Raw genomic sequence first — 12,120 nt, 5'->3', positions numbered from 1 at the left:
GGCTGTCTGAAATCCTGCTCCCTGATTTCTAGCGCTAGGCATCCTCTAGCAATTGCTTCAGTGTTTGTTCGCGATGAATCAACTGCTCCGTAAGCCGATGGAGAACAAATCGGTGAAACGCGGCTGCCAGCGTCGGAGCTTCGGCTTCCATCCGGCCGAGTGCCTGGGCAGATAGCCAGTACAGCGTGCAGGGCTTTTCAGCCACCGCAGAACTGGTGTGGGGTATGCGGGCATAGAGCGATCGCTCTCCCACCATATTTCCCGCGCCCACGGTCTGAAGCCGCTGGGTGGTGCCATCGGCCAGTTCCAAAAAGATGCTGATCTGCCCGCTTTCTATAAAAAAAAGTCCATCTGGCGCATCGCCGTGGCGAAATAGCAGGTAGCCAACTTCGCCGGAAATCTCTTCCAAGTAATCCATCAGGGCCGAAGCGTTATTGAGATGGGGAAACCAATTTTGCAATTGGAGCGCTAGGGGCAGCGATCGCTGTCTTCGGAGAGGAATCGTCAGTAGTATCTGATTTTCGCACCATTCCACAGCGCGATCGAGTTCGGCAAAGAGATGACAAACCGAGTCTTCTTCTTCTAAACACTCTCCCTGCCGGAGTTGGCGCTCTAGGGGCGATCGCAGGTCTGACAACACAAGCTGAAACGAGTGCTGAATAGCCATCTGCCGGAGTTTGACAAAGCTCAGCACCGCAGAGGAGTCCATGCCGCTGACCCGGCGAAAATCCAGCACCAAAAACCGCAGCGGTGTGAGGTTAGGGTCATCGGTACGTTGGCGAACTTGCGACAGAAGTTGGGTAGTGGTGCCGAAGAACAGATATCCCTGAAGCCGCAAAATTTCGATCTGTTTGCCTTCGGCTTGCAAGATTTGCTGAACTACGGGCGATCGCTTCACGCTGCTGGGGCGGTCTGTGCCGGAGAGCCGATAGCGCTCCGCCTGAACCCGGCTATAGTTGACGACAAAGACGACGCAGGCCGCCAAAATGCCCAGGCCAATACCCGGCAAAAAATCGACGGCTGAAATGACTAGAAAAATTCCGAAAACCAGCCCGTACTCCATTCGAGATAGGCGAAACCAGCTTTGGTAGAGCCATTCCACTAGTAAATCCAGTCCAGCAAGAACCGTCAGCGAGAAGACCACAAACGTCGGCAGGTAAGCCAGTAGATTTCTGGACAGCAGGGCAAGCAGGATGCATCCCGCCGCGACGAGTCCCGCAATTCGTAAGGTTGCGCCAGCCTTTTGATGAATCAGCGTGTTGGCCAGGTCGAGATGCGAGAGAGAGCCGCCGCCCAGCCCGACGAGCACATTGGCGATGCCGTTGACCTTCAAGGTTTGGTCAATATCGGTTTCTTGCTTGAGCGCAAGTTCAATGCCAACCGCCTCAAACATCAGCACTAGCGGCACCAGCAGCACGATGCCGACCAGCGATCCGCTGTGTTGAATTAGGGTCGGCAGATGGATCTGGCTGAAAAAATTTCCCTCGGCGTTCTCGATCGCAAAACCATCCCGGAGCGGAGAGAGAAACCATCCGTTGGCGATCGCCGCTTCTAAAGGAACGCCCAGCCCCAGCCGAACCCCGTGCGAGAGGGCGATCGCCCCCAACAAACAGAGCGGCAGCACCAAAAAATGGTCGAACCGCCGTTCCAACGTCACCAGCACAGCCATCAGCCCCAGCCCTGGCAATAGCTTGAGCAAGGTCTCGGGCTGAAGGACTTGATGCACCAAATCCATCCCCTCTGCATCGTTGGCAACCAGGCTAAAACCCACCTGCACCACCAGCCAGCCAATCCCTGCCAAAAAGCCACCCAGAACGGGATAGGGAATAAATTGCAAAAATCGGCTCCACCGAAACCGACCGATGGCCCAAAGCGTGAGTCCCGTCAGCACACTGCTCAGACCCACCAGCGCCCACACCGTCGGCAGACTAGAGCCACTAGCGCCCGATTGCGATAGCTCTCGATGGATTGCGCCTGCTGCGACGGACAAGATAGCCGCCGCCTCCACAGACGGGCCGACAACCGCAATCGGGAGCCTGCTGCCCAGCGTCACCACTACTCCCGTCACCGCCGTACTCAAGAGCGCCATCAAAATGCCAACACTCTGCGACCCAGGGGGCAAGCCCGCCATCAAGATCAGCCCAACGGCGATCGCATCTGTGGTTAGCACCAGCCCCATCAACAGTCCCGCAGTCGTTTCAGACACAAGGACTTGCATCGGCATCGTCCTCAGTCGCTCAAGCAGGGGATTCATCGGGTTCCGCCGCAAAAAGAGTAAGTCGGGTTGCAGGGATTATACTCCGCCTGCTCGAAAAACGGGGAAATCCCCAACCGATCCCTGAAATTCTTGCTAGGCTTGTCTTGCTAGGCTTAAACTGTGGCCAAAACGCAGGACTGCAAGCCGCTACGCGCCCTGCCCATCTTGTACCCCAACACGCCATGAAGCTGAGTAAAAAGAACCTGGGCGATCGCCTCAATCACCTCTACGATGTCATCATTGTGGGCGGCGGCGCGGGGGGGCTTTCCGCAGCGATCTATCTTCAGCGCTATCGCCTCTCGTGTCTAGTCGTCGAAAAAGGCAGGGGCCGCTCCTTCTGGATGCAGGATTTGCGGAATTATCTGGGGCTACCACCCGACACACCCGGCCGCGACCTGCTGCAACAGGGGCAAGATCACGCACTATCGCTCGGTGCAGACCATCTGCGCGGCTATGTGGAATCGGTCGAAGACGAGGGCGACACCTTTGCGGTGAAAGTGAAAGTCGGCAAGACCGACAGCGTATATCCCGTATTTCGGAGCAAGTATGTCATCGCCGCCAGCGGCATCATCGACCACTTGCCGCATCTGGAAAACATGCAAAACGTGTACGACTACGCAGGCTATAACCTGCACGTTTGCATGATTTGCGACGGCTATGAAATGGCCGACAAGCGCTGCGGGCTATTTGTCAACTCCGAAGGCAACATCAACACCGCCTTTGTGCTGAACTGGTTTACCCCCTACATCACCGTGTTTACGCAGGGCTTATTTGAGGTGAGTGCAGAAATGCGTAAAAAGTTGCGCGATCACGGCTATCCTCTAGTAGAATTGCCGATTAAGCGCTTCCTCGGTCACGATCATGAGATGACGGGCGTTGAGCTAATCGACGGTTCTATGGTTCCGCTGGAAACGGGTCTGGTCGCAATGGGTTCCCACTACTTCAACGAATATCTGCAAGGGTTGGACTTGGAATGGAAGGGCAACAACTTGGTGACTGACGGGATGTGCCGCACGTCTCACCCCCGCATTTTTGCGCTGGGAGATCTAAAAGAAGGAATCAACCAGGTGGCGATCGCCGTTGCCGATGGAGCGCTAGCTGCAACTGCCATCTGGCGCGAGATCCGACGAGCCTCACCACCCCGCCTCTGGGAAGCGCATTTAGACAACCCCCATTCCGAACCCCATTCCCACAACCTACCCCCTGAGTCCTTCCCCCAACCTGTCGAAGCCGCCTCCTAATCGAGTCTCCAGCCATTTCACCAAAATCCAAAATCCAAAATTCCCCTCTACCACTCACTCACCCTTAGCCCTTTTCCCGTTCCTGCTAGAACCACCGAACCGCCAGTCGGAGTGATATGACGCATTCTCTAACGATCCCAGAACTCCAGGCAGAAGTCGCGCACCTGCGCGAAGAACTCCAAATGCGCGACCAACTCGTGCAGCAGTTGTCGCAAGAGCTATTTCGCCTGGTGAAAGGCCAGTCAAACTCAACTCCTTCGGCGGCGCTGTCGGAGCGGCATCAGAATGAAATGCGCGTCTTGCGAGAGCAGCTCCAAGCTGTCGAACAGCAGGTCGGGTTCTATCAAGAGCAGATCGCCAGCCGCGACACCGAGGTCTATCAACTGCGCCAATCGGTGCAGGAACTGACCGACCGCTCCCGGATGCTGGAGCAAGTTGTGCAGGAATTACCCCATATCTACCGTCAGAAATATCTAGAGCGCTTGCAGCCGATCAAGGAAAAGGTGGCCCAGATTCAGCAGGAAAACCGCCGCCTCCACGCCGAGTTGCAGAGCGTCAGCTATCGCCTGGCCGTTCGCACCCGCCGCGTCACGCAGATCGACCTGCCGAGCTTCCCGCGTGCTGGTGCGCCCGTGCCCGTGTCGGTTTCGTCCTATGGCGGTGCCTAAGTGGCTCAGGTCTGGATTGTTGCAGAGTCCAATCCATTTGCAGAGCAGGCGATCGCCCCACTGAAGCGGGCCATCGCCCAGTGCCCCGCAGGTTCCACATTCGATACGGTTCGAGTTGTCGCGCCCGCCGACCTGCCGCCCGTCATAGCCCCGGAGGACATCCTCTGTCCGCTGACGCTGTCCCTGCCAGAGGCTCTGGCGTTTCCTGGCGCATCGGTGTTTCGCGCCTGCGCCGACGTTGACGGTCTGCGCCAGTCGGTGGCAGACTGCTTTGGCACAAAAACTGGCGACGGCTCGCTCTGGCTGCCCATTGCGCTCACGGCTAAAGGGCCGCTCTACGGCGAGGCGATCGCCCTCACTGCCCACACCCCAGAACAATACCACCAGCCCCACCACCTGAGCGATCGCCAGCGCCAGCCCCTCTATGCCCTGGCCTTTCGCCTATTGGACTGGCTGCACGCACCCCCCGCCGTCTATTTATTACAGGTTGCGCTGAGCGACGAGGGCGTGGTGTTTGATCGGCTCTGGCCCTATCCGGCAGCGGGGGCGATCGCCAGCCTATCAGTTCAAACGCCCGATCTGTTTACCGCCCACTGGCTCTGCCTCAGCCACCAGCCCCTCCTCGACCTCAGCATCCCAGGCGAATCGGCAAAAATCTTATAGAACTGATAAGTTTCGCCCTTGCAAAGGGTAAGTATAAATGCCTATACTAAGTGTCGTCAGGACAGTTTTCTGACGCAGATCCGCTTAGGAGTTTTGATCCCCGATGCCTTAGCGCTCGACCTGATTTCCTTGAGTGGTGAACTCTTAAAAGTGTATGATCTGTTTCAACATTGGCGAATATCTAGTGTAAAGAGGGCAAGACGCAGTGATTAGAGTAGCAATTAACGGCTTCGGGCGCATTGGGCGGAACTTCATGCGCTGCTGGCTGGGGCGATCCCACAGCGATTTTGAAATCGTTGCCATTAACGATACCTCCGACCCCCGTACTAACGCGCACCTGCTGACCTATGACTCGATGCTCGGCAAGCTAAATGCAGACATCAGCGCCGATGAAAACACCATTACTGCAAACGGCAAGGTCGTTAAGTGCGTCTCTGATCGCAACCCCCTCAACTTGCCCTGGGGTGAATGGGGTATCGATCTCGTGATTGAATCAACGGGTGTTTTCACCAGCCGCGAAGGCGCTTCCAAGCACCTAGAAGCGGGAGCCAAGAAAGTCCTCATCACTGCGCCAGGGAAAAATGACGACGGCACCTTTGTGGTCGGTGTCAATGAAAAAGATTACGACCACAGCAAGCATACGATTATCAGCAATGCAAGCTGCACTACTAACTGCCTTGCGCCGATTGTCAAGGTTATCAATGACAACTTTGGCATCATCAAAGGCACGATGACCACCACCCACAGCTACACGGGTGACCAGCGTTTGCTGGATGCCAGCCACCGTGACGTGCGTCGGGCCCGTGCCGCTGCGCTGAACATCGTCCCCACCAGCACAGGTGCAGCCAAGGCAGTCGCCCTGGTCATTCCTGAAGTTGCAGGCAAGCTGAATGGAATTGCGCTGCGGGTTCCCACGCCCAACGTCTCCGTGGTGGACTTTGTGGTGCAGGTCGAGAAGCAGGTGATTGCGGAACAGGTCAACGAAGCGCTCAAGAATGCGTCTGAGGGCGATCTGAAGGGCATCCTGGGCTATAGCGAGCTAGAACTGGTGTCCTGCGACTATCGCGGCACGGACTTTTCTTCTGTCATCGACTCGAAGCTGACAATGGTGCTGGGCGGCGACATGGTGAAGATCATCGCCTGGTATGACAATGAGTGGGGCTATAGCCAGCGCGTGGTTGACCTGGCCGAGGTCGTGGCACAAAAGTGGGTTGCCTGAGTCTTGCCTGAGCCATCCACGCTGAATTCGTCAGCGCATTGACTCGACATTTCCCCCCTCTGGACAAGTGCTGTAATTGGGTTGCAGCCTTATGCTAGAGGGGGCTTTTAATGTTGTAAGAGATCAGAAAGTCCAGAGCATGATATGGCCGAAAAGCAAGACCAGCAGCATCCCCAGTGGAGCGGCGATCGCCAAATTACCAACGCGCTCCTCTCCGGCGATCCAACGGACTATAACCTCAGTGAACTGGCCCGGCTGCGGATTCGCTACAACGGGTTTCCGGGTGCGCGAGACATTCAGACCGACCTAGACAAGGTGCTAGAACAATGGGGTTTGACGGAAGAGGAACTGTTTGAAAAAACGCGCCAGATTCACCAGACCAGCCAGATTTATCAAGGGCGCAATAATCAGCGAGAAGATTGGAGCTAGAGGTAATTTTGGATTTTAGATTGGCGATTTTGGGCTGTGAGTCTAGGGGTTTGCAAAGCTTCCAGCCAGCTTATAGATACTATTTTTGAGGAGAATTGACAGAACGAGCGTGGAAATTAATCGACCCGATGTGGTGGCGGACGTGACAGCCGCCTTTGAACGCTACGAGCAGGCCTTGGTGAATAACGATGTGGCGACGCTGGATGAACTGTTTTGGCAGAGTCCCCACACGATTCGCTATGGCGCGACGGAGAATTTGTATGGTTACGAGGCGATCGCCGCTTTTCGGGCTAATCGCCCCACAGGCGACCTCCGCCGCACCCTGAGCAATACCGTCATCACCACCTACGGCAGCGACTTTGCCACCGCCAACACCGAATTTCGTCGCACGAGTTCTGGCAAAACGGGTCGCCAGAGCCAGACCTGGCTACGAACGCCAGCGGGTTGGCGGGTGGTCTGCGCTCATGTGTCCCTGTTAGGGGGTTAAAATATGTAAAGAAATTCTTAAAGCAAGTCTGAAGGGATTGGCAGAATGCGCGTTGCAATCGTTGGGGCAGGATTGGCTGGGCTGGCGGCGGCGGTAGAACTGGTAGACGCGGGCCACGAGGTGTCGATCTACGAAGCTCGGACGTTTGTGGGCGGCAAGGTGGGAAGCTGGATCGACGCAGACGGCAACCATATCGAAATGGGGCTGCACGTCTTTTTCAACAATTACAACAACCTGTTTGCGCTGATGCGAAAGGTGGGCGCGTATGAAGCGCTGCTGCCGAAGGAGCATGTGCATAACTTTGTGAATCGCGGCGGCGAGATCGGCAAGCTGGATTTTCGCTTTTTGCTGGGCGCACCCTTTCACGGGCTGAAGGCGTTTTTCACCACGGGCCAGCTCACGCTGCTCGACAAGCTGCAAAATGCGATCGCCCTCGGCACTAGCCCCATCGTCCCCGGTTTGGTGAACTACGATCTGGCGATGAAGCTGATTCGTGATCTGGATTCCGTCAGCTTTGCCGACTGGTTTCGCAGCCACGGCGGCTCGCAGCACAGTCTGGAGCGCATGTGGGACCCGATCGCCCTCGCCCTTGGCTTCATCAACACCGAGGAAATCTCCGCCCGCTGTATGCTCACCATCTTTATGATGTTTGCGGCGAAGACGGAAGCCTCGCGGCTGAACATGCTGGCAGGTTCCCCCGATGAATATTTGCACAAGCCGATTCTGAAATACATCCAGGAGCGCGGCGCACAGGTGCATACCCGGCGGCAAACGCGACGGATCTTGTTTGAAGAGAAAGACGGCGAAACGGTGGTAACGGGGCTGGCGATCGCCAATGGCGACACCGAAGAAACCGTAACTGCCGATGTCTATCTCGCCGCTTGCGACGTGCCGGGAATTCAGCGACTGCTGCCCGCCGAGTGGCGCAAATATCCCGAATTTGACAATATCTACAAGCTGGAAGCCGTGCCCGTGGTGACGGTGCAGCTCCGCTTCGACGGCTGGGTGACGGAAATGCAAGATGCAGAGCAGCGCAAACAGCTTGACCACGCCGCCGGACTCGACAACTTGCTCTACAGTGCCGATGCGGATTTCTCCTGCTTTGCCGACCTGGCCCTCACCAGCCCCAAGGACTATTATCGCGAGGGCCAGGGTTCGCTGATGCAGGTCGTGCTGACCCCCGGCGACCCGTTTATCAAAATGAGCAACGAAGACATTGCCCAGCACGCGCTGAAGCAGCTCCACGACCTGTTCCCGTCTTCCCGCGAGCTGAACATGACCTGGTTTAACGTGGTGAAGCTGGCGCAGTCGCTCTATCGCGAAAATCCGGGCATGGACCCCTACCGTCCGCCCCAAAAGACCCCCGTGCCGAACTTCTTCCTAGCGGGCAGCTACACGCAGCAGGACTATATCGACAGCATGGAAGGCGCAACGATTTCCGGCAAACAGGCCGCCGCCGCCATCCTGGAGCCGACGGGCTACAAGGTTCAGGGTACGGGATTGTTTAAGTATTGATGAGATTGATGAGCCTAGAGGGCAGACTCAGGATTGTGTAGCCTTTGGAAGCAACAGCAGAAGCTTCCATCAAGGCTGTATAAAGTTTTCCCTAGAGTTTTCATGCCTGTTTTTCAATGTTTTTAGAATGAGTATAAATTGCGACAAAACTTACGCATTTCGATGAGTTTTTCCAAGTTTTGAATCTCCCTTCGGGGAAATTCGTAAGGATCTCTCCAACTGCGTAGTTTTCACACGATCTCTTCTAACTTTGATTTGAAAGACAGGGTAAAGAATGACGCTTATTTCTGCTAGCAATGGTCAGTGGGGATTTCTCAAGGGAAACACGCTTCAAGTGCGTGGTACAGGACGGACATTTCTGGATATTGCCCAGTCCAAGGACGGCAAAATTTTCGCGGTGACTGGCTCCAGCCTCTATCGATTAAACCGTTCTGGACAGTCCAGTTTTGTTGGGTCTTTGGGTATTGGCTCAATGAACGCGCTGGGTTTTGATGCCAAAGGTAACTTATTTGGCGCTGCGGGTCAGGGTTTTTATCGGATTAATCAAGGCACGGGCCAAGCAACCCTCATCAGACAAATTCCGGGATTTTCGAGCAGTGGGGATATTGCTTTTGATGCATCGCGGAAACAGTTTTTTGCCACCAGTCGATCGCCCGGATCATCTTTTGATGTGCTAGTTTCTATCACGCCTAAAGGCAAAGCGAGACGGGTGGGCAATATTGGGTTTGGCGATGTGTATGGGTTGAGGTTCGATCGAGGGACTCTGGTTGGCTATACAGTACGCAATCAGGAAATCTCGATTAATTTGGTTACAGGAGCCGGTCGCTTCCGGCGCGTGGTTCGTGTTGGAAGTTCTGTAACATATGGTGCAGCGTAGTATTCGATGTTGTCGCCGCGTGCCTAATCTGGGCTGATCGCCAATTATCTCATTTCTTACCTTACTTGGTTTCCGAATAAGATCTCTGGCTGCGATCGCCCTTTGGTTCCTTCTGCAGCAGTCAATTGCCAGATTGTAAAAACCACATCTCAATAACCCTGCGTGCCTCTTTCCCCAGTTCTAAATCCTAGAACCTGCTTCCGGCGCGATAGAATTCCAGTACTAGGGCAGGCGAAGACTGAAGGAGCGCGTGATTATCACGGTTGCCAGTTTCAAAGGAGGCGTGGGGAAAACGACCGCGGCGATTCACCTGGCAGCGTTTTTGCAGACGCAGGGCGAAACGCTGCTGATCGATGCCGATCCGAATCGCTCGGCCACGGGCTGGGCCAAGCGCGGAAGTTTGCCTTATGAGGTGATCGATGAGTGGCGATCGCCCCAGCGAGTCCGCAACTTTAGCCATGTGGTGATCGACACGCAGGCGCGGCCCGTGCAGCGCGATTTGGAACTGCTAACCGACGGCTGTGACCTGCTCATTTTGCCAACCACGCCCGATGTGCTGGCGATGGATGCACTGGTGTTGACGCTAGAATGCCTGCACACCATCGGCGCAAATCGCTACCGGATCATGCTCAACATCATTCCGCCCAAGCCGAGCCGCGATGGCGAAACCGTGCGATCGCTCTTGCACGAGTCGGGAATGCCTGTGTTTGCTGCGGGCGTGCGGCGACTGGCGGCGTTTCAAAAGGCAGCACGGGCAGGAGTCCTGGTATACGAGGTGAAAGATCCGCGTGCAGCGGACGGCTGGCAAGATTACGTATCCGTGGGTCAGGAAATGCTGGAGGGCTTTGGCGGATGACAAACGACATGAGCAATGCAGACGCTGAAGAGCCTGACTCTTCTAGCTTAAAAAGTCAGCTTTGGGCACATTTGCAGGAGATTGCACGAGAGCGTGATCCCTATCTCGCCAGCGAGGGGCATTTCTACGTCCAGCAATATATCCGAGCATTCCTGACGCAATTTGGTGCAGTTGAAATGCAGCCGTTCACCGTTCGCGGCCAGACGCATCACAATATTTTGCTGAAGTTGCCGGGACAGCAGATGGCCCGTCCACCCATCCTGATTGGCGCACACTACGACGCAGTACCCGGTTCGCCAGGGGCCGACGACAATGCATCGGGGGTGGCGGTGCTGCTAGAACTGGGGCGATCGCTCTCTACTCAACCCGCTCGTCATCCCGTCTGGCTAGTCGCCTTTGACCTGGAGGAATTTGGGCTATTGGGCAGTCGCCACTGTGCCGAACAGTTCTACGCCCAGGGTCAACGGCTGCGGCTGATGCTGTCGCTGGAAATGCTGGGCTATTGCAACCCGCAGCCTGGTTCACAGCAGTATCCCGCCGAGTTTTTCTATCGGCTCTATCCCAGCCAGGGCAATTTCTTGGGACTGGTGGGCAGTCCAGCGACCCTCCTGGATATGCAGCGCCTCAGCCGCAGCCTGCGCCAGGTTGGCCAAGTGCCTGCTCACTGGTTTCCTGCACCGAATCGCGCCAAGTCCCTCCCCGACCTGCGCCGCAGCGACCACGCCCCCTTTTGGGATCTGGGCTACCCCGCGGTGATGCTCACCGATACGGCCGACCAGCGCAATCCCCACTATCACCAGGCCAGCGATCGCCCCGAAACCCTCGATCTGGATTTCCTCACGGGCGTTTGTCGCGGCTTGGCAGATGGGATTCAAGGCTTGTAGGGAAGGTCGATTTTAGATTTTAGATTGGCAATTTTGGATTGAGAGTCGCAGAATTTGCAGCGAATCTGGCGATTCAGCGGATGCCTAGCTGCCTAACTCCCGCGATCGCCCAGCCGCCGCTTTGACGGCTTCGATCAGGGCGGAGCGGAGTCCCGCCTTCTCCAGCGCCGCAATGCCTGCAATCGTCGTACCGCCGGGACTGGTGACGCGATCCTTCAGTTCGCCGGGGTGGAGTCCCGTTTCTGCCAGCAGTTGAGCCGTGCCGCGCACTGTTTGAATGGCAAGCTGGGTGGCGATCGCCCTCGGCAGCCCAGCCGCCACGCCGCCATCGCTCAGCGCTTCCACAATCAGCGCCACATAGCCTGGGCCAGAACCGGAAAGTCCCGTCACTGCATCCATCAGCGATTCGGGCACTTCTACCACTTCGCCCACCGCCGCGAAAATTTGTCGAGCCTGCGCTAGGTGGCTGGGCTGGGTGTGCCGACCTGGGGCGATCGCCGTCATGCCTGCACCCACCGTCGCCGGAGTATTGGGCATCGCTCGCACAACGGGGCAATTGGGAAAGCCAGCCTCCAGTTTATGCAGCGGAACCCCTGCCAAGATCGACAGCACCAGCATTGACGACGAGGCCGTGGGGAGCGCCTGAATCACCGTATCAAACACCTGGGGCTTGATGGCCAGCAACAATACGTCGGCGTGTTGCACTGCGTCGGCATTTTCCGCTGTCACCTGTACGCCATATTCCTCTGCTAAATAATCGCGTCGAGCCGCCGCAGGTTCCCCAACCATCACCTCATCCGACGCGCAAACACCCTGATCGAGCAGGCGAGACAGCAGCGCCTCTGCCATCACGCCGCCACCAATTATTCCCAGCTTCACGGCTGCCTCCTTTCTTGCTCTGGATATCTCTTGCTCTGGATATCTCGCTCTAGGTATGCTGCAATGGTTCAAACAGCACAAGACCCAGACAGCACGAAACCCCCTTCAGCCAAGCTCTAGGACGGCCGGATTGAGCAGCCGTTGC

General features: G+C 56.4%; 12 protein-coding genes. 10 read left to right on the top strand and 2 right to left on the bottom strand.

Annotated elements, in window-relative coordinates:
- Positions 1-34: 34 nt before the first annotated feature.
- Positions 35-2,254: a SulP family inorganic anion transporter gene (locus IGS16_RS01410; RefSeq protein ID WP_297082678.1), complete on the bottom strand. Its 2,220-nt coding sequence runs from the start codon at positions 2,252-2,254 to the stop codon at positions 35-37.
- A 185-nt stretch (positions 2,255-2,439) separates the two neighbouring features.
- Between IGS16_RS01410 and IGS16_RS01405 the strand changes: the two genes are divergently transcribed.
- The 10 genes from IGS16_RS01405 (at position 2,440) to IGS16_RS01360 (ending at position 11,096) form a co-directional block, all read left to right on the top strand.
- Complete coding sequence (locus IGS16_RS01405) at positions 2,440-3,498, top strand: NAD(P)/FAD-dependent oxidoreductase (RefSeq protein ID WP_297082677.1); 1,059 nt, start codon at positions 2,440-2,442, stop codon at positions 3,496-3,498.
- Positions 3,499-3,614: 116 nt separating this feature from the next.
- Entirely contained in the window at positions 3,615-4,166 is a 552-nt protein-coding gene (locus IGS16_RS01400) for an Npun_F5560 family protein (protein ID WP_297082676.1), read from the top strand.
- On the top strand, positions 4,167-4,829 hold the full coding sequence (locus IGS16_RS01395; protein ID WP_297082675.1) for a hypothetical protein: 663 nt from the start codon (positions 4,167-4,169) through the stop codon (positions 4,827-4,829).
- A gap of 205 nt (positions 4,830-5,034) precedes the next feature.
- Positions 5,035-6,048 carry a type I glyceraldehyde-3-phosphate dehydrogenase gene (locus IGS16_RS01390; protein WP_297082674.1) on the top strand — a complete coding sequence of 338 codons (1,014 nt, stop codon included), beginning with the start codon at positions 5,035-5,037 and terminating at the stop codon, positions 6,046-6,048.
- A gap of 144 nt (positions 6,049-6,192) precedes the next feature.
- Complete coding sequence (locus IGS16_RS01385) at positions 6,193-6,477, top strand: DUF3288 family protein (protein ID WP_297082672.1); 285 nt, start codon at positions 6,193-6,195, stop codon at positions 6,475-6,477.
- 109 nt (positions 6,478-6,586) lie between these two features.
- Positions 6,587-6,964: an oxalurate catabolism protein HpxZ gene (gene hpxZ, locus IGS16_RS01380; RefSeq protein ID WP_297082671.1), complete on the top strand. Its 378-nt coding sequence runs from the start codon at positions 6,587-6,589 to the stop codon at positions 6,962-6,964.
- 45 nt (positions 6,965-7,009) lie between these two features.
- Positions 7,010-8,479, top strand: a complete 1,470-nt coding sequence (gene zds / locus IGS16_RS01375) for a 9,9'-di-cis-zeta-carotene desaturase (RefSeq protein WP_297082669.1) — start codon at positions 7,010-7,012, stop codon at positions 8,477-8,479.
- A gap of 274 nt (positions 8,480-8,753) precedes the next feature.
- A complete protein-coding gene (locus tag IGS16_RS01370) occupies positions 8,754-9,356 on the top strand; it encodes a hypothetical protein (RefSeq protein WP_297082667.1) in 603 nt (200 codons plus the stop codon).
- Positions 9,357-9,606: 250 nt separating this feature from the next.
- The gene (locus IGS16_RS01365; RefSeq protein WP_297082664.1) at positions 9,607-10,212 is read left to right on the top strand and encodes a ParA family protein; all 606 of its coding nucleotides are present in this window, start codon (positions 9,607-9,609) and stop codon (positions 10,210-10,212) included.
- Complete coding sequence (locus IGS16_RS01360; RefSeq protein WP_297082662.1) at positions 10,209-11,096, top strand: M28 family peptidase; 888 nt, start codon at positions 10,209-10,211, stop codon at positions 11,094-11,096. Before IGS16_RS01365 ends, IGS16_RS01360 begins: the two co-directional genes overlap by 4 nt.
- A gap of 84 nt (positions 11,097-11,180) precedes the next feature.
- On the opposite strand, the gene proC is transcribed toward IGS16_RS01360, so the two are convergent.
- On the bottom strand, positions 11,181-11,975 hold the full coding sequence (gene proC / locus IGS16_RS01355; protein WP_297082661.1) for a pyrroline-5-carboxylate reductase: 795 nt from the start codon (positions 11,973-11,975) through the stop codon (positions 11,181-11,183).
- Positions 11,976-12,120: the final 145 nt, after the last annotated feature.

Source organism: Thermoleptolyngbya sp. C42_A2020_037, from assembly GCF_015272455.1.
Lineage (GTDB): Bacteria > Cyanobacteriota > Cyanobacteriia > Elainellales > Elainellaceae > Thermoleptolyngbya.
This window is presented reverse-complemented; position numbering and strand designations above follow the sequence as displayed.